Origin of the sequence: Janthinobacterium sp. GW456P, from assembly GCF_002127655.1 — a bacterium.
Lineage (GTDB): Bacteria > Pseudomonadota > Gammaproteobacteria > Burkholderiales > Burkholderiaceae_D > Janthinobacterium.
The window spans coordinates 24,213-45,012 of the sequence record NZ_NEHB01000028.1 but is presented as its reverse complement, the minus strand read 5'-3'; the positions used below and the strand labels follow the sequence as shown (position 1 = coordinate 45,012).

19 protein-coding genes are annotated in these 20,800 nt (G+C 64.5%); 9 read left to right on the top strand and 10 right to left on the bottom strand.

The window, feature by feature from the left end:
• Positions 1–6: 6 nt before the first annotated feature.
• Positions 7–1,107, bottom strand: coding sequence for a branched-chain amino acid aminotransferase (locus CBW66_RS22040; protein WP_086139878.1), 1,101 nt, complete (start codon positions 1,105–1,107; stop codon positions 7–9).
• A gap of 198 nt (positions 1,108–1,305) precedes the next feature.
• On the opposite strand from CBW66_RS22040, the gene CBW66_RS22035 reads away from it, so the two are divergent.
• The 4 genes from CBW66_RS22035 to CBW66_RS22025 all read left to right on the top strand — a co-directional run bounded on the left by CBW66_RS22035 (position 1,306) and on the right by CBW66_RS22025 (position 5,136).
• On the top strand, positions 1,306–3,825 hold the full coding sequence (locus CBW66_RS22035) for a sulfite reductase flavoprotein subunit alpha (protein WP_086139913.1): 2,520 nt from the start codon (positions 1,306–1,308) through the stop codon (positions 3,823–3,825).
• Positions 3,826–3,955: 130 nt separating this feature from the next.
• Positions 3,956–4,141, top strand: a complete 186-nt coding sequence (locus tag CBW66_RS28695; RefSeq protein ID WP_099408630.1) for a hypothetical protein — start codon at positions 3,956–3,958, stop codon at positions 4,139–4,141.
• A gap of 140 nt (positions 4,142–4,281) precedes the next feature.
• Positions 4,282–4,437 (top strand): hypothetical protein, encoded by a 156-nt coding sequence (locus CBW66_RS29065; protein ID WP_170933007.1) that lies wholly within the window; start codon positions 4,282–4,284, stop codon positions 4,435–4,437.
• 300 nt (positions 4,438–4,737) lie between these two features.
• On the top strand, positions 4,738–5,136 hold the full coding sequence (locus CBW66_RS22025) for a bacteriohemerythrin (protein WP_086139876.1): 399 nt from the start codon (positions 4,738–4,740) through the stop codon (positions 5,134–5,136).
• A gap of 3 nt (positions 5,137–5,139) precedes the next feature.
• Here the strand turns inward: CBW66_RS22025 and CBW66_RS22020 are convergent, their stop codons facing one another.
• A complete protein-coding gene (locus CBW66_RS22020) occupies positions 5,140–5,985 on the bottom strand; it encodes a hypothetical protein (protein WP_139841740.1) in 846 nt (281 codons plus the stop codon).
• Positions 5,986–6,310: 325 nt separating this feature from the next.
• Here CBW66_RS22020 and CBW66_RS22015 point away from each other — a divergent pair, with 325 nt between their 5' ends.
• A complete protein-coding gene (locus CBW66_RS22015; protein WP_086139874.1) occupies positions 6,311–8,551 on the top strand; it encodes a TonB-dependent siderophore receptor in 2,241 nt (746 codons plus the stop codon).
• On the opposite strand, the gene CBW66_RS22010 is transcribed toward CBW66_RS22015, so the two are convergent.
• Positions 8,548–9,297, bottom strand: a complete 750-nt coding sequence (locus CBW66_RS22010; protein ID WP_139841739.1) for a nucleotidyltransferase domain-containing protein — start codon at positions 9,295–9,297, stop codon at positions 8,548–8,550. The two genes, CBW66_RS22015 and CBW66_RS22010, sit on opposite strands and share 4 nt — an antisense overlap.
• A 95-nt stretch (positions 9,298–9,392) precedes the next feature.
• Between CBW66_RS22010 and CBW66_RS22005 the strand changes: the two genes are divergently transcribed.
• Positions 9,393–9,959, top strand: a complete 567-nt coding sequence (locus tag CBW66_RS22005) for a methylated-DNA--[protein]-cysteine S-methyltransferase (RefSeq protein WP_086139872.1) — start codon at positions 9,393–9,395, stop codon at positions 9,957–9,959.
• Between the two features lie 59 nt (positions 9,960–10,018).
• Positions 10,019–10,393 (top strand): DUF1294 domain-containing protein, encoded by a 375-nt coding sequence (locus CBW66_RS22000; RefSeq protein ID WP_086139871.1) that lies wholly within the window; start codon positions 10,019–10,021, stop codon positions 10,391–10,393.
• 2 nt (positions 10,394–10,395) lie between these two features.
• On the opposite strand, the gene CBW66_RS21995 is transcribed toward CBW66_RS22000, so the two are convergent.
• Entirely contained in the window at positions 10,396–11,115 is a 720-nt protein-coding gene (locus CBW66_RS21995) for a hypothetical protein (RefSeq protein ID WP_086139870.1), read from the bottom strand.
• Positions 11,116–11,280: 165 nt separating this feature from the next.
• On the opposite strand from CBW66_RS21995, the gene CBW66_RS21990 reads away from it, so the two are divergent.
• Entirely contained in the window at positions 11,281–11,460 is a 180-nt protein-coding gene (locus CBW66_RS21990; RefSeq protein WP_086139869.1) for a hypothetical protein, read from the top strand.
• 39 nt (positions 11,461–11,499) lie between these two features.
• Here CBW66_RS21990 and CBW66_RS29720 read toward each other — a convergent pair whose 3' ends face one another.
• The 6 genes from CBW66_RS29720 to cydD form a co-directional block, all read right to left on the bottom strand.
• On the bottom strand, positions 11,500–13,059 hold the full coding sequence (locus tag CBW66_RS29720; RefSeq protein ID WP_276206273.1) for a methyl-accepting chemotaxis protein: 1,560 nt from the start codon (positions 13,057–13,059) through the stop codon (positions 11,500–11,502).
• Between the two features lie 545 nt (positions 13,060–13,604).
• On the bottom strand, positions 13,605–13,730 hold the full coding sequence (cydX, locus tag CBW66_RS21980) for a cytochrome bd-I oxidase subunit CydX (protein ID WP_070222085.1): 126 nt from the start codon (positions 13,728–13,730) through the stop codon (positions 13,605–13,607).
• Positions 13,731–13,752: 22 nt separating this feature from the next.
• Complete coding sequence (cydB, locus tag CBW66_RS21975; protein ID WP_086139868.1) at positions 13,753–14,907, bottom strand: cytochrome d ubiquinol oxidase subunit II; 1,155 nt, start codon at positions 14,905–14,907, stop codon at positions 13,753–13,755.
• A 13-nt stretch (positions 14,908–14,920) separates the two neighbouring features.
• On the bottom strand, positions 14,921–16,498 hold the full coding sequence (locus CBW66_RS21970; RefSeq protein ID WP_086139867.1) for a cytochrome ubiquinol oxidase subunit I: 1,578 nt from the start codon (positions 16,496–16,498) through the stop codon (positions 14,921–14,923).
• 123 nt (positions 16,499–16,621) lie between these two features.
• A complete protein-coding gene (locus CBW66_RS21965) occupies positions 16,622–18,304 on the bottom strand; it encodes an amino acid ABC transporter ATP-binding/permease protein (RefSeq protein WP_086139866.1) in 1,683 nt (560 codons plus the stop codon).
• Positions 18,301–19,992, bottom strand: coding sequence for a thiol reductant ABC exporter subunit CydD (gene cydD / locus CBW66_RS21960; RefSeq protein WP_086153668.1), 1,692 nt, complete (start codon positions 19,990–19,992; stop codon positions 18,301–18,303). Before cydD ends, CBW66_RS21965 begins: the two co-directional genes overlap by 4 nt.
• 137 nt (positions 19,993–20,129) lie before the next feature.
• Between cydD and CBW66_RS21955 the strand changes: the two genes are divergently transcribed.
• Complete coding sequence (locus CBW66_RS21955; RefSeq protein ID WP_170933111.1) at positions 20,130–20,681, top strand: GbsR/MarR family transcriptional regulator; 552 nt, start codon at positions 20,130–20,132, stop codon at positions 20,679–20,681.
• The last annotated feature ends 119 nt before the right edge of the window (positions 20,682–20,800 follow it).

The window sequence follows — 20,800 nt, the reverse complement described above, 5'->3', positions numbered from 1 at the left end:
AGTGGATCAGCAAACCTTGTGCATCCAGCCATGCGTATCGGCGGCCGTGCCATGCTGCAAGCCCAGCAGCGCTTCGCGCAGGGCCAGGGTGACGGCGCCGTTTTCATTGTTGTTGATGGTCATTTCAAAACCATTGGCCTTGGCCACGCCCACGGGCGTGATGACGGCGGCCGTGCCGCAGGCGAACACTTCGGTCATACGGCCCGAGGCGATGTCGTCGCGCCATTGCTGGACGGACAATTTACGCTCTTCCGTCGCATAGCCGAGGTCTTTCGCCATTTCCAGCAGGCTGCGGCGGGTGATGCCTGGCAACAAGGTGCCCGTCAATTCCGGCGTCACGACGGTGACTTTTTCGCCATCCTTGTAGACGAAGAACAGATTCATGCCACCCATTTCCTCGATGAATTCGCGGTGCACGGCGTCGAGCCAGACGACCTGGTCGCAGCCCTTCTCTTGCGCTTGCGACTGGGCCATCAGGCTGGCCGCATAATTGCCCGCGCACTTGGCTTCGCCCGTGCCGCCCGGCGCGGCGCGCACGAAGTCTTCGCTGATCCACACGGTGACGGGTTTCACGCCTTTCGGGAAGTAGGCGCCCGCTGGCGAGGCGAACAGCACGAACAGGTATTCTTCCGATGGACGCACGCCCAGGTAAGGGTCGGTGGCGATCATCAGCGGACGCATGTACAGGCTCTCGCCCGTGTTCTTCGGCACCCAGTTGCGGTCTTGCGCGATCAGCGCGTCGCCCGCTTCCAGGAACAGCTCGACAGGGATGGGCGGCATGGCCAGGCGCGCGGCGCTGCGGTTGAAGCGCTCGGCATTTTGTTCCGGACGGAAGGTCTTGATGCTGCCATCGGGCTGGGCAAACGCCTTGTAGCCTTCGAAGATGGCCTGGCCGTAGTGCAGCGACGAGGCGGACGGATCCAGCATCAAGGGGCCGTAAGCCTTCAGTTCGCCCTGCTGCCACTTGCCGTCACGATAAGGAATCACCACCATGTGGTCCGTGAATATCCGGCCGAAGGCGGGATTGACCATGCGCGCGGCGCGCTCGGCGTCGGACAGGGGGTGGGCGGATGGGGTGACGACGAGATTCGGTGTGGAAGTGGTCATGGCGGCAATGGGAACTAGTGAACAGTATCCCTATTGTAGCGCCTCCAGCGTCCGATCAGGCAAACGAGAATGGCCACCGCCCCGCGAAAACAGGGAGTCATCATTTGCGAATGATTCTCGTTTGCGTTATTATGTCAATCTTCCTTTTTCCCCGCCATGCCTGACGCCCCGCATGGCGGCGCTATCGAAAGCCGCTTCATGACGACCTCCTCCCTTCCACACCCCCTGCCGCGCGCCGGCGCCGACGATGCGACGCAGACTCGTCAGCTTGCCGTTCCGCAACATCGGCGCTGGCACTGGAACGGGAAGCAGCTGTGGTTTCAATTGCACTGGTTCATCGGCATCACGGCCGGCACGGTGCTGGTGATCATCGGACTGAGCGGCGCCACCCTGGCCTTCAAGGATGAACTGCTCGATGTCATGAACCCCGGCGTGCGCCATGTACCCGTGGAAACGCGCGCGCCGCTGACGCCGGCCCAGCTCGCCAGCATTGCCGCAGCCGAACACGGCCAGCGCGTCGCCTCGATCACCATGTACGCCGAAGCGGGCGCGGCGCCCCGGCTGTTTTTCGCGCCGAAGAACGGCCAACGGCGCGGCGAGTCCATTTATAGCCATCCCTACACGGGCGCAACCCAGCCGGCGCTGACGGGCGCGGGCTTTTTCGAGTGGACGGAATCGCTGCACCGCTGGCTGCTGCTGCCCCGCGATCCGGGCCGCCAAGTGGCGGGCGCGTTGGCCCTGTGCCTGCTGGGGCTGGCACTGTCCGGCCTGTACCTGCGCTGGCCCCGCCGCCCGCTGGACTGGCGCACGTGGCTGACCTTCGACCCTGCATTAAAAGGCCGCTCCTTTTTGTGGAATCTGCACGCCGTGGCCGGCACCTGGTGCCTGGTGGTCTATGTGGCGCTGACCCTGACGGGCATTTACTGGAGCTATGACGTGGTGCGCGACAATATCGATGCCTGGGCCGGCAAGCCGCCCCGGACGGCGCAGGCGCCCGGCAAGAAAGGCGCGCCGAAGGAGCCGGCGTCCACCGCCGACATCAGCCTGGCCTGGCACAGCTTCCAGCAGCACGCCCCCGGCTGGACCCTGGCCACGGTGCGCCTGCCCACGCGCCCCGGCGAAGCCGTGCAATTCACGTGGCTGGCCAGCGATGCGCCGCACGAACGGGCGCGCAGCCGCATGAGCATTGCGCCGGCTGATGGCACCGTCACGGAAAACGCACCGTACAGCCAGCAGGCGCTGGGGGCACGCCTCGTCAACATCATTTATCCGCTGCACATGGGCACGTATTTCGGCTTGCCGGGCCGCATCATCGTCACCCTGGCCAGCCTGGGCCTGCCCCTGTTCGCCATCACGGGCTGGATGCTGTACCTGGGCCGCCGCAAGTCCAAGCGAGCTGTACAGGCGCAGCGCGCTCTGCTGGCTGGCAATCCGGGCAAGCCGGACACAGGTTTACCGACCCTGGTGGCCTACGCCAGCCAGTCGGGACAGGCCGAGCGCCTGGCCCTGGAAAGCGCGCGCGCCTTGCAGCAGGCGGGCGTGGCCGTCGACGTGCAGTCGCTGGACCATTTCGATCCCGCGCAATTGCGCCAGTATGAACGGGCCCTGATCGTCGCCAGCACCTTTGGCGAAGGCGAGGCGCCGGACGGCACACGCCGCTTCGCGCGCCTGTTGCAGCACACATCAGGCGCGCCGCTGGCCGGCCTGGCATTCGGCATGCTCGCCCTGGGCGACCGCCATTACGGCGCTTTCTGCGGCTTCGGCCATGCGCTGGAACGGCAATTGCGCGCGCTGGGCGCCACGCCTATCTTCCCGCTGATCGAGGTGGACAAGCACGACCCCGCCGCCTTGGCCGCCTGGTCCACGGCACTGGCCCGTTGCAGCGGCAGCGCCATCGATGCCATCGGCGTGCAGGAAGAAGCGTCGTACGCCGAATGGCGTTTGGCGCGCCGCGTGCTGCTGAACCCGGGCAGCCTCGGTGGCGAACTGCATGAAATCACTTTGATAGGCCCCGCCGATGCTGCCTGGGAAGCGGGCGCGCTGGCGGACATCATCGCCTGCAACGCGGATGGCAGCGAAGGCGACGCGCAGAGTGCCCAGCATGCGCCGCGCAGCTATTCGCTCGCGTCGCTGCCGTCCGATGGCGAACTGCAATTACTGGTGCGCCAGGAACGCCATGCAGGCGAGAAGAACGCCGGGTACGGCCTCTGTTCCGGCTGGCTCACGCGCTTCGCCCCGCTGGGCGCCGGCATCCGTTTGCGCCTGCAAGCCAATCCAGCCTTCGCGCCCGCCCTGGTCGACGTACCCTGCATTTATATCGGCAATGGTTCCGGCCTGGCAGGCCTGCGGGCGCACCTGCGCGCGCGCTACCGGGCGGGACTGGCCCGCAACTGGCTGCTGTTCGGCGAGCGCCAGCAAGCTGTTGACAGCATCTGCGGCGCTGAGTTGCAAGGCTGGCTGGACGCTGGCCACCTGGCGCGCCTGGACAAGGTCTTTTCGCGCGATGGCGGACCAGGCCAGCGCGAATACGTGCAGGACCGCTTGCGCGCCAGCAGCGGCGAGCTGCGCCAGTGGCTGGCGCAAGGCGCCATCGTCTACGTATGCGGCAGCCTGCAAGGCATGGCGGCAGGAATCGATGCTGTACTGCAAGAGGTGCTGGGACAGGAGGGTCTTGACGCCCTGCTGGCGGCCGGACGCTACCGCCGCGACGTGTATTGATCTGCATCAGCCTGCCATCCCTCACCGTCCGGCAATGTGGTCCGCCGCACAGTCAGCGCCGGCCATCGGACTACAGTAGCGGCATGGTGGCATATCCGCGCCGCCCCACCCGTTGTTTGCGAGGCTAGCCATGAAAAACCCCTGGATGAGCATGTACCTGAGCGCCGCCAACCGCGTCGCCAACACGGCGCGCGGCCACGCCACGGCCGCCGTCAAGCGCGAAGCGGCGAAAAATACGCGGCAATTGACGCAAGTGTGGTTCGACTCCTTCCTGCCCGCCGCAGGCAAGCCGCGGCGCAGCCGCAAGGCCAAATAAAGGGCGTAACTGGTGCAGTGCGTCACAGCAACTAGTTGAAGTTTCAATCAGATGAACTAAACTGCAAGCATGGTAGTACATAGGAAGTGACCGGCAGGCGCCGCATCCCCGCGCCGCCGCCGGGACACCGGGAGACGACCATGTTGACGCTCAAAGTGCTGCTCTGCCTTGCCCTGTCGGCCCTGATGCTCGTACCGCTTGTGCTGAGGGATGCGATGCAGACGTCGGCCGGGCAGCAGTTGCAGGTGCCGAATGTCGATGCGCAGGCTCTGTGGGCCCGCTGGCCCAAGCAATAAGACGCGCGGCTGAGGGCAGTTGAACAAGCGCGCCGCTGGCTGCGTTGCTTTGACTTGCCGTACTGGCGTACTGTCTGCATCAAAGACGCCTTGCCAGCGGCGTTTTTCAGCGGCGCTCGGTAACCCGGCGCATCGTTAAACACCGCTTTGTTGCGGGTGGGGATTTGTTCTCTTCGCCGGCGGCTCTCCTGATCCCCTCTTCAGCATATTTTTGATCCAGGTCATGGATTTCGCCCTTCGCTGCGTCCACACTGGAACAGTCCGCTTCGCACCGCGACGGACTTCACCGGGAGCATCGGCATGGGTAAATCGCATTGGAAAGAGGACATGGCGCTGGGCATTCCCGCCATCGACGAGGCGCATGAGGCGCTGTTTCAGGAGCTGGCGCGGCTGGGGCAGTTGAGCGACCAGCATTTCAGCGTGGCGTTTCGCGAGCTGATCGCGGCCGTCGAACGCGATTTCCGCGAGGAAGAGGATTTGATGGAACAAATCGGTTTTCCCTCGCTGGCGAATCACCGCGAACAGCATGCGCGCGTACTCAGCGGCTTGCACCATGCCTGGGCCGCCGTCGATGAAGGCGACCTGGAACAGGGCCGCCATGCGCTGTCGCTGTTGCCGCAATGGCTGATCTTCCACCAGGCCACCATGGACCTGGCCCTGGCGGCGGCGCTGGAACTGGTGCAGCGCCAGCCTAACTAGCTTCTACAGCAGCAGCACCGTCGCCTGCTCGGGCATGACCACGCGGTAGTGTCCCGGGTATTTGTCTTCGCCGTCAAAAATCTTGCAAAACACGGGCTGGTTGATGTCGTTGACGGCCGGCTCGTTCATGGGCAGGGTCGCGATCAGCTGTTCTCCATCCATCAATTGCAAGGCGCTGCCCCGCTCGGCCGCGCAAAATGCCAGCGATTGCACGTCGCTGGCGAACGGCCGCTTGTACCACGGCGTGATGGCCCGCACGGCGCGCCGGGCGTCGTGCAAGACCTGCCCCACGCGCGTGACGTTCCACGCATCGCGCGCCACGGACGGCTGCAGCACGATATTGGCCGTCAGCTCGCCCCTGCCCTTGTTCACCAAAAACGTGCCGTCCTGCGCGGCGATATCATCGTTGAGCGGCACGACAAACACGCCGCCGGCAGACACCTTGATCGGCATGGGGGCGCCATTGCCTTGCAAGGCCACGCGCACATCGTCGATGGTGGCGCTCAGCTTGGCAGGAATCAGGCGCAGGGCCATGACCACGCTGCCGCTCGACACTTGCCACACTTTCCTGGCCGTCAGATAACTTTCACGGTATGCCGTGAACCGCACGTGCGGCGCCTTGGCATCGCTGGTGGCCGTGATTGTCACCGTTTGCGCCGGCAAGCCCTGGTCTGCTGGCGCCGGCACCTCTGGCGCCGATGCCGCGGCACTGGCCGGCGCGGCATCGGCGGCGGGCGGCACGCTGGCGCTGTGCAGCGGCGCGGGAACAGCCGGCGGCGGCGCGTGCTCCTGGGCCTGGCCCAGCGACACGAGACACAACCATCCGGCACAAGCGATCCATGTACGCATGCATTTCTTTCAATGTGGAAAATATTTTGTCAGCGCCTGCATTATCGCAGAAGGCCAGCCCATGCGCCGCCCTTGGCCTGCCTGCACTCCTTTGGTGCACACGCTTGATTATTTAGCAAATATCCCCTATATTGATAATGATTCCTATTCACAAAAAGTGACAGGGATCGCGCGCCTTTCTTTTCCACTGCCCGTCCGCGCCGGGCCTTGCGGTGGAACTGCTATCCAAGCCAGACCCCGGGCCAGCGTTACGCCATCCCCCAGCTACTGCGCAGCTCGCCAGACGAGATAGGAATACTCACGACTAAAAATATCCAGGAAAACAATGCAATCAACGACAGCCTTCTCATTTTCGCGCCAGCCCGCCTTGCGCCCCCTCCCCCGTTTATTACGCATCAGCCTCCTCAGTCTTGCCGCCGGCGTGGCCCTGCCGGCACAGGCCGCCGACGCCAGCGCCGCAGCGGCCGACGTGACCATGCCCGCCGTCACCGTGCTGGGCCAGTCGACCGCGACGACGGAAGGCACGCAGTCGTACACGGCCGGCGAAGCGCGCAGTGCCACGCGCATGGACCTGTCGCTGCGCGAGACGCCGCAATCGGTCAGCGTCATCACGCGCCAGTTGCTCGACGACCTGGGCGCCGTGCGGCTGGACCAGGCGCTGGCGCAGACGACGGGTATCCAGGTGGGGCAGAACGATACGGAGCGCACGCGTTTTTATGCACGCGGCTTCGGTATCAACAATTTCCAGATCGACGGCATGGCGCGCGGCGGCAATGCGCCGCTGCAAGACACGATTTTGTATGACCGCATCGAGGTCGTGCGCGGCGCCACGGGCCTGATGGGCGGCACGGGCGACCCGTCCGCCACCATCAATATGATACGCAAGCGGCCGACGAAGGACTTCCAGGCCAGCGCCGGCCTCATCATGAGCCGCTGGGATGACCAGAGGATCGAGGCCGACCTGTCCACGCCCCTGAACGCGAAGGGCAGCGTGCGCGCGCGCACGGCCCTGACGTGGCAAGAGCGCGATTCCTACCTGGACATGTATCACGAGCGCAAAACGGTGGGCATGCTCATCCTTGAGGCGGACTTGCGTCCCGGCAGCCTGCTGACGGCCGGCATCGACTTCCAGGACAACCAGCCCACGGGCGCGACCTGGGGCGCCGTGCCGTACTGGAATGCGGACGGCAGCCTGGCCAAGTTGCCACGCAACACCAGCCTCACGACGCCCTGGAGCACCTGGGCCAACAAGCAGCACACCATCTTCACGTCGCTGGACCAGCGCCTGCCCGGCAACTGGAATCTGCACCTCGGTTATGCGCGCACGGAAAGCACGAACCGCACCACTGTCGCCTACGCGGGCGGCGGCCATCCGGATCCGGCCACGGGCGCAGGCATGCTCCTGTGGACGGGCGCCTATGGCCCGGGCAAAACCACCAACGACAACTTCGACCTGTACGCCAGCGGCCCGTTTACCTTGCTGGAGCGCAAGCACACGGCCATCGTCGGCTGGAACGGCGGCAACCAGCGCGCCCGCTCGCTGGGCGGCGAGGCGGAAATCAATTACCCGAACTTCGTCCCCGATTACCGCAGCTGGACGGGCAACATCCCCCGTCCCGTCTTCCACCCGGACGGCTCGCACACGGAAACGGTGACGCGCCTGGCAGGCGGCTATGTGGCCACGCGATTGAGCCTGGCCGACCCGCTGCACCTGATCATCGGCGCGCGCAGCAGCACTTACCGCACCGATACGCGCAGCTACGATACGCGCGGCGCGTACACGGGCAGCGGCGACTTCGTGGAAACGCGCAATGAAGTCACGCCGTATGTGGGCGCCGTGTTCGATATCAATAAGCAGTATTCGGCCTACGCCAGCTTCACGCAGCTGTTCAACCCGCAATCGAGCAAGGACCGCAACAACCAGTTCCTGGCGCCGGAAACGGGAGACAATGCGGAACTGGGTATCAAGGGCGAATTTTATGAAGGCAAGCTGAATGCGTCGGCCGCCGTGTTCCATACGAAGAAAAAGAACATGGCCGAGCTGGACCGCGGCGTGCCGTCCGGCTTCTTGCTGCCCGACGGCGGCCAGGCAATGGTGGCCAATGGCGCCGGGGTGACGGCCAAGGGCGTCGAGTTCGACGTCTCCGGCCAGTTGACTCCCGCCTGGGAAGCGAGCGGCGGCTATACCTATCTGCACGCGGCCGAGGCCGATGGCCGCCGCGCCGCCACCACGCAGCCGCGCCATTTGCTGCGCCTGGCCACCAGCTACCGTTTCGATGGCCGCCTGGCCGGTTTGAGGGCGGGCGCCAGCATGACGGCGCAAAGCGCCACCTACAGCGAATCATGGTACGGCCGCCCGCCGTCGGGAACCATCACCGACATTCCGCAAGCGGGCTATGCGCTGGTCAACGCCATGGCCAGCTATGCGCTCAACCGCCACGCCAGCGTGCAGTTGAACGTGAATAACTTGCTCGATAAAAAGTACTACCGCAACGTCGGCTTCTTCGACGGCGTCTTCTGGGGCGAACCGCGCAACATCAGCCTGAGCTTGCGCACGATGTTTTAAGCGCGCCAGTGCGCGGGTGCCGGCAGGGTAAAGCCGTCGAGCAAGGGACCGCCCACGGGCGCCAGCACGGCGGCGACGACTTGCCTGAACGCGCGCTGGCCGGCCGGCAAGTCGCCGCTCGCCAGGCGCAGCGCGCCGTCGAGCTGTCCGGCGATGGCGGGATCGAAGGCCTGCAGGCGGCGGAACAAATGCTTGCCGCCGCCGCTCCATTGCCCCGCCGCGCGCAAGTGCAGGTCGGCCAGCGCTTCATACAGCTGGCAAGCGACGGCCAGCGCCTCGCCCGGGTGCATGCTGTCGACCAGGTCTTCCAGCGCGGTGGTGATGGCGTAGCGGCGGCGCTGCAGGTTTTCCGCGTCGAGCGCGGGCGGCCCGGCCGTGACGAAGGCGTGCGCCAGCGCGTGCAGCTGCGCGTAGGCATCGCCGGCGGCGACGATGTTTTCCCCTTCCACCACCATCATCGCCAGCGGCACCGTGCCGCCGGGCGCATCCATTTCCTTGCAAAAATACGTGAACGTGGCCACGTCGTGCGCGAACAGTTCCACCGTGCGCCCCTCGGCCACGATCGTGTCCCGCCAGGCCCAATCGACGTGGTCGAACAGCAGCAGCAAGTCGATATCGGAACTGGGCGTTTGCCGGCCCGTGGCGAACGAGCCGCCGATGATGGCCGCCACAGCCGTGGGATAGCGCTCGTGCACCAGCCGCTGGGCAATCGCGCGGATGGCGTCGTAGGTGGGGATCGTCGTCAAAGCCGGTGCTCCATGTCGATAAAACACTATCCTACACGCAATACGCAGGCTGCCGCCAGCCTGCTACACTGGCGCCATCTGATCAAGGAACCAGCATGGAATACGACTGCATCGTGGTGCCCTCGCCCGTGGGCGAGCTGACCCTGGTGGCGCGCGGGGAAGCCCTGGCCGCCATCCTGTGGGAAAACGACAAGCCGAACCGCGTGCGCCTGGGCGCGATGCGCGTCGATGACAGCTGTGCCGTGCTGCAGGAAACGGCGCGCCAGCTGCGCGCCTATTTTGCCGGCACGCTGCAATGCTTTGACGTGCCGCTCGATTTTGCCGGCACGCCATTTCAGCAGGAAGTCTGGCGCGCGCTGCTGACGATACCGTATGGCCAGACGCGCAGCTATGGCGAGATCGCGCGCCAGATCGGCCGCCCCGCCGCCGTGCGCGCCGTGGGCGCCGCCAACGGCAAGAATCCCATTTCCATCATCGCCCCCTGCCACCGGGTCGTCGGCGCCACGGGCGAGTTGACGGGCTTTGCGGGCGGCTTGCATGCCAAGGAAACCTTGTTGGCAATGGAAGGCATCGCCCTGTCGAGCGACCGCGAAGCACTGAAGACGGGCCACGCGCGCCGCCGCGCCGTGCAGGTCGATACGGCGCAAGGCTGTTTATTTTAGGCGGCGGCATCGCTTCCGGTGTGGGATACTCACGCCCTCCGCTCAAGCCACCACATCCTATGCCCTACCTTGTCATCGCCTTCTTTGTCGTTCTGTATTTGCTGGCCACCTTCTTTTTCCATATTTCCGCCCTGGTCGCCCTTGCGTATGGCGTGTTGAGCCTCGGCTGTTTCGTGGCCTATGCGATCGACAAGTCGGCCGCCAAAGGGGGACGCTGGCGCACCTCGGAGCGCACCTTGCTGCTGCTGGGACTGCTGTGCGGCTGGCCAGGCGCCGTGCTGGCCCAGCAATGGCTGCGCCACAAGTCCAGCAAGCGCTCATTCCGCGTGCTGTTCTGGATCACGGTCGCCATCAATATCGGCGCTTTCGTGTATTTCAGCATGCATTACGCGGCGCCCGATATCGGCACGGACGTCGCGCCCATCGAGTTATAAGGTTACTCGCCCAGCAGGCGCAGCGATTCGAGCCAGTCCGCCTTCCATTCGCGCAGCAAGGGCTGCGTGGCGAACGCCTTTTTCAGGTGCGCCATCGGCACGCGGTGCACATCGTGCAAGCCGAACGCCAGGGTCACCGGATGCCACAAATGGCTGTTCTTGCCGCCGCGCGAATTCTTGCGCACGCGCGCGCCATCGTCGCCAAAGATGCCCACGCCGCCGGCCATGCCCTTGTCCAGGTCGACCTTGCCCACGCCGGCAAAGGCAATCAAAATCTGCTCGCGCCCCAGGCCCTTCAAGGCGCTGGGCAAGACCACGGGCGCCTTCTCCGCCGTTTCCTCGGCCGGCTGCGGATGCTGCAGCTCCTTGAGTAAACGCAACAGATCGCGCTCCTGGAAGTGCAAGCCATCGAGCGGCACGCGCAAGCCGGGCGCCTTGAGTTCGATAGAAATATTGCTGGAGTCGCGCGTAAAACGCAGCCATACGTCGCCGGCGCCCGAGGCCAGGTGCTGCTTGTCCTCAATGAACACGACGGGCGCCGCATAGCGCGTCACGCCGTCATGGAACAGCTCGCTCCATGCCTCGCTGTAATCGAGCCAGACGTACGGCAAGCCCCCCTGCTCCAGCAAACGCGCCAGGGTCCACGGCGTGCCCGTCTGTTGCGCCAGCCAGGCGCAGGCGTCAAGGGCGGTGGCACGGTACGGCAGGGATAGGGAAGTCATGGCGGTTCCATCGATAAAAAGTGGAGCGCAGTGTAGCAGACGCCGCCCTCCGCCCTTGCGGCAGGCGCAGCGGGCGCGCTGTTTTTGCGCGATGTGCTAGGCTGGAAACATCAGTCCGCGCCATCGCCTACCGGCGACCTGGCGCACCACCGCGAGGGAGTCACCATGCATTCGAGCACCAATGCCGCCACCACACCCGCCCCGCCTCAGGAGCGCGATTCGCCCACGCCGGCCGGCGAAAGCCACGCCGAGGAAATCCTCGATGAAGCGCTGAAGGAAAGTTTTCCGGCCAGTGACCCGATCGCCATTGCCGTGCCAAAACCTGCGCCCAAAACACCGGCCTGAGTTCCATGTCGGTCTCGACCGACCGACCGGTCACCAAGGTCACGCCAGCAATTTGAACACGCGCATGTCCTGCATCATGTTGTCGGCCTGCTCCTGCATGCTGGCCGCTGCCGCCGCTGCCTGCTCCACCAGGGCGGCATTCTGCTGGGTCACCGCATCCATCTGACTGATGGCCTGATTCACCTGTTTGATCCCATCGTTTTGTTCGTGGCTGGCGACGGCGATTTCCCCCATGATGCCTGCAACTTGCTGGACCGAGGACACGATTTGCTTCATCGTGCCACCCGCTTCATCGGCCAGATTGCTGCCAAGCCCGACTTTTTCGACCGACTCGGCAATCAACTGCTTGATCTCTTTGGCGGCACTGGCGGAACGTTGCGCCAGGGCGCGCACCTCCGATGCGACGACAGCAAAACCGCGCCCCAGTTCTCCGGCGCGCGCCGCTTCGACAGCCGCGTTCAGGGCCAGAATATTGGTCTGAAACGCAATGCCGTCGATCACGGAAATGATCTCGACGATACGGTTCGAGCTGTCCTTGATGGAGACCATGGTCGCGACGACACGCTCGACCACCTGCCCGCCCTGCACCGCTACCGCAGAAGCCGACAATACCAGTTGATTGGCTTGCTGGGCGCTTTCGGCATTCTGCTGCACAGTGCTGGTCAACTGCTGCATCGCCGACGACGTTTGCGCCAGTGCACCGGCCTGAGCCTCCGTTCTGGCCGAGAGATCCAAATTGCCAGCAGCAATTTCCTGCGAGGCAGTCGAAATGGTTTCAGTACCGCCACGCACGCGGCTCACCGTATGCCGCAGGCTCTCCGTCATGCTTTTCAGAGCACTCATCAATTCGCCCGGCTCGTCGCGATAGTCGGTCACGATCTGGCTGCGCAGGTCACCGGAAGCGACAATGCGGGCAACGTGCACGGCGTCCTGCAAGGGCCTGGTAATACTTTTGCTGATGAGCACAGCCACCGCAATCGCCGTGCCCAGCGAGAACAGCAGTATCGCCAGCAGCAAGCCGCTCGCCACCGTGATGCGCGCGCCCGAGTCCGCCTCTATCGCCGAGGCGCGTTCGGTGGTCATCTCGACCAGTTGCTTGATGGCCTGCAGATGCTGTGTGTAACTGATCGTCATTTTTTTCATCGCAACAGAGGCGCCAGCCTTGTCCTGCGCCTCTATTGCGGGGATGAACTGTTGCAGTGCCACCGTATAGAAGACATGCGCCGGGGCATGCGCCTTGTTCAGCAACAGCCCGGCGATATCGGCATCCAGTGTCGCGCCCTTCCAGAATGCATGGCGCTCATCGTAATCACGTTTGAGCGTTTTAAATCGTGCGATTAACTGCGCCTGTTCGGCACGATCCTCGGTGGCCAGCAGCTGAAAACTGACCAGATAGGATTCCAGTATGTACTCCGGCGGTGGCAACACGTCCGCTATAAGATCCTTGCTTTGCACTATTTTCTGATAAACAGGGCCGTTCACTTTCCATTCTTGCAGAGTCTTCAACGACCATAGGCCATAGAGGATGAAACCGATCGAAAAGATCACAATCAGCACAGCTAAACGGTGCGTTAGTTTGAGCCCTCTTAGCATACTCATAATGTTTTCCTTGAATTAACTATACTTGCCTCTGGTTCAGCTACCGAGATGACACTGCTCTCGCATGGATGGCAGACGACCATTTGAAGCCAGATTCCTTGCCAAATCGTCACTCCATCTTTATAAGAAGCAACTTATTTTACATCCAGACCTTGCCGATTTAAAGTGAATTTAATAAAAATAAATAAAAACAACGAAAATAAAACGAAATACACAAATTTATTGGTAAATGATATGAAATGTGAAAAGGCAAGTGTTGGCGAATTTTCATGCGTGCAAAGCGGCCCGATCTGCGGACGTACGTCGCGTCGATGACAATGCTGGGAGCGCGCAATGAAAAAACCGTGTGTTCGGCACGGCGCAGTGAAGTTCTACCGGGACGGCGACGAATGCCGTGTTGGGCGTACCACAAATCTATCCTCTTTCACGGCATTCCTATTACCGTATTTGCTTTACTGAAATCCGCGAAAAACCATAAAAATGCCCCGCCGGGCGGCAATGGCAAAACCATTGCAGCGGGCGGGGCAGATCAGATTCAGGCGCGACTAGTTCGGCGTGTCGCGGTACTGCTCGGGCGTCGTGTCGCCATCGGCGACTTCATACCACATCGCATTGAGCACGGCGAACGTCGCCGCCAGGGGAAGACCCAGTATCCAGGCGAAATACCACATAATTATTTCCTTTCTTCAATTCTTAGTAGGCGTGACCGCTGTCGTCGGCAATCGCTTTGCCGTCAACCTTACCCCACAGCACTTTATACACCCACGTCGTGTACGCCACGATGAGGGGGATGAAGACGGCCGTGACGACCAGCATGATGAACAGGGTCATGTGGCTGGACGAGGAGTCCCACACCGTCAGGCTGGCGCGCGGATCGATCGATGAGGGCAAAATGAACGGGAACATGGCCGCGCCCACGCTGAGGATGATGCCGGCGATACTGGCCGCGCTGGCCAGCAAGGCGGGCACTTCGCGGCGCGCGCGCAGCAAGGCGAACGCCAGCAAGGGGCCCAGCAAGCCGGCCGCAGGGGCGATCCAGGTCCACGGGTGGGCGGCAAAATTGGCGAACCAGGCGCCCGCGTGCACTTGCGCCGTTTTCAGCAGCGGGTTCGACGGACCGTCGACGACGACGGCGCTGGTGACGCGGTAGCCATCGCCCCACAGCCACAGGGCCACGCCGGCTGCCGCATACAGCACCACGGTGGCGAGCGCCGCCACGCTGCCGTAGCGGCGCGAACGTTCCGCCACGGCGCCGTCCGTTTTCACTTGCAGCCAGGTGGCGCCGTGCATCACCAGCATGGCCACCGAGACGAGGCCGCACAGCAGGGCGAACGGGTTGAGCAGCGCAAAGAAACTGCCGTCATAGAAGATATGCATGTCCGGCGAGAAACGGAACGGCACGCCTTGCAGCACGTTGCCGATGGCCACGCCGCAGATCAGGGCCGGCACGAAGCCGCCCACGAACAGGGCCGCATCCCAGCGGGCGCGCCAGCGCGGGTCTTCGCGCTTGCTGCGGAATTTGAAGGCCACGGGACGCACGATCAGCGCCACGAGGATGACGAACATGGCCAGGTAAAAGCCCGAGAACGAGACGGCGTACAGCTGCGGCCAGGCGGCAAAGATGGCGCCGCCGCCCAGGATCAGCCACACCTGGTTGCCTTCCCACACGGGACCGATGCTGTTGATGATGACGCGACGCTCGAGGTCCGTCTTGCCGGCGAACGGCAGCAGGATCCCCGTGCCCAGGTCGAAGCCGTCCGTGATGGCAAAGCCCACCAGCAGCACGCCTATCAGCAACCACCAGATCAGGCGCAGGGTTTCATACGAAATCATTTCATGCAAAATCATGGTCTGGCCCTCCTCAGGCGCGTTGAGTATGAATGGCTGCGGCCGCTGGCACAGGGGCCGGCGCCTTCTCTTCCGGCCCCTTGCGGATGGCCTTGAGCATGAGCTTCATTTCGATAATCAGCAGCACGGTGTAGATGGCGGCAAAGCCGGCAATGGTGATCAGCAAGGTCGAAGCGCCCAGGTTGGATACGGCCACGGCCGTTGGCAGCACGCCTTCGATGACCCACGGCTGGCGGCCCACTTCGGCCACGATCCAGCCCGCCTCGATGGCCACCCACGGCAGCGGGATGGCGAACACGGCCACTTTCAGCAGCCAGCGGTGCTTGTCCAGCGTGCGGCGCGTCGACAGGATGAAGAACGTGCCGGTCAACAAGATAAAGAACATGCCCAGGCCCACCATCACGCGGAAGGACCAGAACAAGGGCGCCACGGGCGGCACGGTGTCGAGCGCGGCCTGGCGGATCTGCGCGGGCGTGGCCTGGCGCGGATCGTCGACATAGCGTTTCAGCAGCAAGGCATAGCCCATGGACTGGCCTTTCGATTCGAACATGTCTTTCGCGTCCTGCGGCACGGGGCTGCCCGGCGCCACGCCGCGGATGGTTTGCAGCGCGTCGTACGCCTTGATGCCATCCTGGATCAGCAGCTCGCCGCGGTCGACCAGCTGCTCGATGCCGGGGATTTCCGTCGTCAGCGAACGCGTGCCGATCAAGCCCATCACCATCGGGATATGCACGGCGTAATGCGTCTCGCGCGCTGTCGCGTCGGGAAAGCCGATGGCCGTGAAGGCGGCGGGCGCCGGCTCCGTGGTCCACATGGCTTCGATCGCGGCCAGCTTCATCTTTTGATGTTCGGACGACAGGTAGCCGCTTTCGTCACCGAGCACCACCACCGACAAGGTGGCGGCCAGGCCGAACGAGGCGGCCACCGTCATCGAGCGCTTGGCCAGCTGCACGTGGCGGCCCTTCAGCAAATACCATGCGGAAATACCCAGCACGAAGATGGCCGCCGCCGTATAACCGGCCGACACCGTGTGCACGAATTTCGCCTGTGCCACGGGGTTCGTCAGCACGGCGCCGAAATCCGTCACTTCCATGCGCATGGTCTGCGGATTGAAGGCCGCGCCGACGGGATTTTGCATCCAGCCGTTGGCGATCAAAATCCACAGGGCCGAGAAGTTCGAGCCGATGGCCACCAGCCAGGTGACGATCAGGTGGCCCCGCTTCGACAGCTTGTCCCAGCCGAAGAAGAACAGGCCGACGAAGGTCGCTTCCAGGAAGAAGGCCATCAAACCCTCGATGGCCAGCGGCGCGCCGAAGATGTCGCCCACATAATGGCTGTAATAGCTCCAGTTCATGCCGAACTGGAATTCCATGACGACGCCCGTCGCCACGCCCATGGCGAAGTTAATGCCGAACAAGACACCCCAGAACTTGGTCATGTCGCGCCAGATGGAGCGGTTCGTCATCACGTACACCGTCTCCATGATAGCGAGGAGCACTGACAGGCCTATCGTCAGCGGAACAAATATAAAGTGGTACAGAGCTGTCAGCGCGAACTGCAGTCTGGATAAAGCGACAATATCGAAGTCCATATGATTTCCTTGGTATTTCCCTACTGTGTGTAAACTTGGTAGCTTTCTGATGCGATTCGATTGGTTCCGCCGCCCTCACGCCGGCATGCGGACCGCCTGTGTCTCCAGTCTTCCCTTCATTCCTTAATCTGCGCGCAAGCCCGCCAGCGCCGCCTCGAAGGCTGGCGTGCCACGGCGCGCGTCGCCCACGATGCGGCCATCGCGCAGGCTGACCAGCCGGTCCGCCAGCGCCGCTTCGCGCCGCAAGTGGGTTGCAATCAGCAAGCTGCGCCCTTCGCTGCGCGCGACCAGGCGCTGCAGGACATCGGTCGCCGTCTGCGCATTGAGCGCTTCCGTCGCCTCGTCCAGCAGCCACAAGGTCGATGCATGCAGGAACAGCCGCGCCAGCGCCAACCGGCGCGCCTGGCCGCCCGACAAGCCCAGGCCGCCCTCGCCCAGCAGGGTATCGAGGCCGTCCGCCAGGGCCCGCACTTCCTCGTCCAGGCCGGCCGATTGCAGCGCCGCCCACAGCTGCGCATCGCTGGCGGACGGAGCGGCCAGGCGCAGGTTGTCGCGCAAGCTGTCCTGGAACAGTTCCGTCTTCTGGGTGAACAGACAGGCGCGCGGCGCGCTGACGCTTCCCGACAGCGGCGCCAGCTCGCGCGCGGCGATGGCCAGCAAGGTGGATTTGCCCGCGCCGCTGGGCCCGATCACGGCCACGCGCTCGCCATCCGCGATGTGCAAGGAAACATCATGCAAGATGGCCACATGGCTGCCCGCATGCGCGCCGCTCACGCGTTCCAGGCGCAAGCCCGGTACGGCGTCGACGGGTGGCGAAGGTACAACTTCGCCATTCAGGCGCGGCGCCAGGCGGCGCATGGCCAGCAGCATGCGCCCCGCTTCCAGCGCGCCGCGGCGCAATCCCGCAAACGGTTCCACGGCCGCCAAGGCGATCAGCAAGGCCAGGGCGGCCAGCGGAACACTCATCGTTTGCTGTTCAACCAGTGCGGCCACGGCCAGCAGCATGCCGGCCAAGGTCGCGCTGCCGGCCACGCCATACGCGGCGCCGGCCGCCGTGTCCAGGCGCTGCAGGGCAACATCGGCTTGCGCCAGCGAGCGGTCGATCTGCGCCAAAGCCGCGCACTGGGCGTCGAGGCGCCCCGCCATCACCAGGTCCGTCTGGCCCGCCACCAGGTCGATGGTGGCGGAACGCAGTTTTTCGATGGCGCGTGTACGCACGATGGCGGGACGGCAGGCGCCGCGCGCCAGAAGCCAGCCGATGCCGCCGCCGGCGGCCAGCAGCCACGCGGCCAGGCCCAGGCCCAGCTGCCACTGCATCACGCCCAGCGCCACGCCGGCCAGCAAGGCCACGCACAGGGCCGTGAAGGCGGGTACCAGCAGGCGCAAATACAGCGCTTCGAGCGCGTCGATATCGGCCGTCAGGCGGAACAGCAGCCTGGCGGGCTGGCGCAGCAGGCGGCTGGCCGCTTCCGGGCGCGACCAGCCGCGAAACAATTGCACGCGGATGGCCGCCAGCGCGGCGAACGTGGCGTCGTGCGTGACGAGGCGCTCCGCATAGCGCGAGCCCGTGCGGCCGATGGCCAGCAGGCGGATGCCGGCCGAGGGGCCGAATACGTCGAACAGAATGGCCGTCGAGGCATGCACGCCGGCAATCGAGGTGGCCGTGATGAACCAGCCGGACAAGCCCAGTAAGGCCATGCCGGCCACGGCCGTCAGGGCCGCCAGCATGGCGCCCCCGATCAACTTGCGGGGCTGGGCCAGCAGCAATTGCCGCAGCACGGGATTGGATGCAATCGAGGTTTTCATGCGCGCAGCCCCTGTGTCTGGGCGTCGACAGCCACCGTGCGCTGCAGGCGAGCGGCCAGCACGGGGTCGTGCGTGGCGACGAGCATCGTCTTGCCTTTGGCCAGTGCCAGCAAGGCGTCCGTGACGCGCGCCGCCGTTTCGCTGTCCAGGTGCGCCGTCGGCTCGTCGACCAGCAGCAGGTCCGCATGCGGATGCAGGGCCACGCGGGCCAGGGCCAGGCGCACGGCTTCGCCGCCGGACAAGCCCTGGCCGCCATCGCTGAGCATGACGGCCGGCTGCGCCTGCGCCACGCTGGCCAGGTCGGCCAGGTGCAGCGCCTGCGTCACGTGCGCGGCGTGCGCGGCGTGTGCGCCTGCGCGGCCCAGCGTCACGTTCTGGCTGACGGACGCGGCAAACACGTGGGGACGCTGCCCCATCCACGCCATGCGCTGGCGCACGGTATTGACGGTACTGTCGTTCAGGCGCACGCCGCCGATGCGGATGTCGCCGCCGCCGGCGGGCAGCAGGCCGGCCAGCAAGGACAGCAAGGTGGTCTTGCCCGCGCCGCTGGCGCCCAGCAGGGCCACGTGTTCGCCGGCGCGCACGCTCAAGTCGAAACGGTCGAACACGGGCGCCTCGCCGGGATGGGCAAAGCGCAATTGATGGATATCAATGGCGGGCGCCGCTGCCACCGCCATGGCGGCGGCGGAGACGGCGGCAACCTCCACGCCGGCGCCCGGCAGGGGCACGCCCTCGGCGGCCAGGTCGTGCAGTCCGGCCAGGCCCGCCTCGCCGGCCGCCTTGTCGTGCCAGACGGCGGCCAGTTCGCGCAGCGGCTCGAAGAACGCGGGCGCCAGCAGCAGGATGAACAAGCCCTGTCCCAGGCTCAGCTCCCGGCCCCAGGTGCCGAAATGCAGGCTGCCCAGCAGGGAGAAGCCGATAAAGGCGGCCACCATGGCCACGCCCAGCGCGGAAAACAGTTCCAGCACGGCGGACGACAAAAAGGCGATGCGCAACACCACCATCGTGCGCCGGCGCACGGATTGCGACGAGGCGTCCAGCCGCGCGGCCGTGGCATCGACGGCATCGAGCGCGCGCAAGGTGGCCAGGCCGCGCAGGCGGTCCAGCAAAAAGGCGTTCATGCTGCCCATTTCCACCATCTGCGCGCGGCTGGCCGCCTGCGCGCCCATGCCCACGAGGGCCATGAAGACGGGAATCAGAGGTGCGGCGATGAGCAGGATCAAGGCGGCGATCCACGACAGCGGCGTCACCACGGCGAGAATCACGAGCGGCACGAGCATGACTTTCCAGCGCGCGGGCTTGTAGCGCACCAGATACGGCACGATGGCCTCGGCCTGCTCGGCGATGACGCTGGCCGCCTGGCCCGACTGGGCACGCCGGCGGTCCAGCGGCGAGCGACGCGCCAGCGCCTGCGCCACTTGCCCGCGCAAGGTGGACAGGTGTTCGCGCGCCGCCGCATACATGCGCCGCGCGCCCCACGCTTCGCAAGCGGCGCGCAGCACGCCCAGCAGCAGCACGCCGGCGGCCGGCAACAGGGCCGCGCGCCACGGGGCGCCGTCGAGCATGGCTTGCACGGCCCAGGCCAGCAAGGCCGCTTGCGGCAGCCACAGCAAGGCGGCGCCGCCTTGCGCCAGGCTGGCGGCACGGGGAAGAATAAAGCGGGGCAAGGACAGTGGCGAGGTCGTCATCTTATATTTTTTGAGTTTTCAGAATTTTCTGTAAATTCGATTTTTTGTATAATACTGCGAAACATGACATATATCAATTGACCCTGGCGGTTTGGCGTGAAAAAATTCAGATAATTATGAAAACTCAAAATATCCAAATGACGCCGCTGATCCTGACCTTCGTCAGCCATTTCGGCGAGATGGGCAGCCGCTGGGGCTTTAACCGCACGGTGGGGCAAGTGTACGCCTTGTTGTTTGTCGCGGAGCATCCTTTGCACGCGGATGAAATCGCGGAGCACCTGAGTTTTTCGCGCTCGAACGTGAGCATCGGCCTGAAGGAATTGCAGGGCTGGGGCTTGATCCGCCAGTCGCGCATCCCCGGCGACCGGCGCGAGTATTTTTCCTCGCTGGGCGACGTGTGGCAAATCTTCCGCGTGGTGGCCGCCGAGCGTCGCCGCCGCGAGGTGGCCCCGACCCTGACCGTGCTGCGCGAAGCGCTGCTGGCCCCGGCCACGGAACCGGTGGATCACTATGCGCAGGAGCGCATGCGCGAAATGTATGAACTGGTGGACCTGGCCAACACCTGGTTCGACGACTTGCAGCGCCTGTCGCCCGAATCAATGGCGCAACTGATGAAAATGGGCGCCAAGGTACAAAAGCTGCTCAATGCCAAGGATCGCCTGTTTGGCGTCAGCAACAACAGCGACTGAAGCACCCGCCTCCCCTCCCCCCAAGCCCGAACGCCGCTAGCACAAGCTGGCGCGCCTTGTCACGCTATTTCCTAACGTCATGCTGGCCATCGCTAGCACATCCATACATAGCCGTATGC

Bases quoted from the DNA above. Each gene is read 5' to 3' on its own strand.
- CBW66_RS22005 (WP_086139872.1), top strand. From the start codon at position 9,393: ATGGAATACGACTGCATCGTGGTGCCCTCGCCCGTGGGCGAGCTGACC.
- cydD (WP_086153668.1), bottom strand. From the start codon at position 19,992: ATGACGACCTCGCCACTGTCCTTGCCCCGCTTTATTCTTCCCCGTGCC.
- CBW66_RS21965 (WP_086139866.1), bottom strand. From the start codon at position 18,304: ATGAAAACCTCGATTGCATCCAATCCCGTGCTGCGGCAATTGCTGCTG.
- cydX (WP_070222085.1), bottom strand. From the start codon at position 13,730: ATGTGGTATTTCGCCTGGATACTGGGTCTTCCCCTGGCGGCGACGTTC.
- CBW66_RS22020 (WP_139841740.1), bottom strand. From the start codon at position 5,985: ATGCGTACATGGATCGCTTGTGCCGGATGGTTGTGTCTCGTGTCGCTG.
- CBW66_RS22000 (WP_086139871.1), top strand. From the start codon at position 10,019: ATGCCCTACCTTGTCATCGCCTTCTTTGTCGTTCTGTATTTGCTGGCC.
- CBW66_RS28695 (WP_099408630.1), top strand. From the start codon at position 3,956: ATGAAAAACCCCTGGATGAGCATGTACCTGAGCGCCGCCAACCGCGTC.
- CBW66_RS22040 (WP_086139878.1), bottom strand. From the start codon at position 1,107: ATGACCACTTCCACACCGAATCTCGTCGTCACCCCATCCGCCCACCCC.
- CBW66_RS29720 (WP_276206273.1), bottom strand. From the start codon at position 13,059: ATGAGTATGCTAAGAGGGCTCAAACTAACGCACCGTTTAGCTGTGCTG.
- CBW66_RS22035 (WP_086139913.1), top strand. From the start codon at position 1,306: ATGACGACCTCCTCCCTTCCACACCCCCTGCCGCGCGCCGGCGCCGAC.
- CBW66_RS22015 (WP_086139874.1), top strand. From the start codon at position 6,311: ATGCAATCAACGACAGCCTTCTCATTTTCGCGCCAGCCCGCCTTGCGC.
- CBW66_RS21970 (WP_086139867.1), bottom strand. From the start codon at position 16,498: ATGGACTTCGATATTGTCGCTTTATCCAGACTGCAGTTCGCGCTGACA.
- CBW66_RS21955 (WP_170933111.1), top strand. From the start codon at position 20,130: ATGACGCCGCTGATCCTGACCTTCGTCAGCCATTTCGGCGAGATGGGC.
- CBW66_RS22025 (WP_086139876.1), top strand. From the start codon at position 4,738: ATGGGTAAATCGCATTGGAAAGAGGACATGGCGCTGGGCATTCCCGCC.
- CBW66_RS21990 (WP_086139869.1), top strand. From the start codon at position 11,281: ATGCATTCGAGCACCAATGCCGCCACCACACCCGCCCCGCCTCAGGAG.
- cydB (WP_086139868.1), bottom strand. From the start codon at position 14,907: ATGATTTTGCATGAAATGATTTCGTATGAAACCCTGCGCCTGATCTGG.
- CBW66_RS21995 (WP_086139870.1), bottom strand. From the start codon at position 11,115: ATGACTTCCCTATCCCTGCCGTACCGTGCCACCGCCCTTGACGCCTGC.
- CBW66_RS29065 (WP_170933007.1), top strand. From the start codon at position 4,282: ATGTTGACGCTCAAAGTGCTGCTCTGCCTTGCCCTGTCGGCCCTGATG.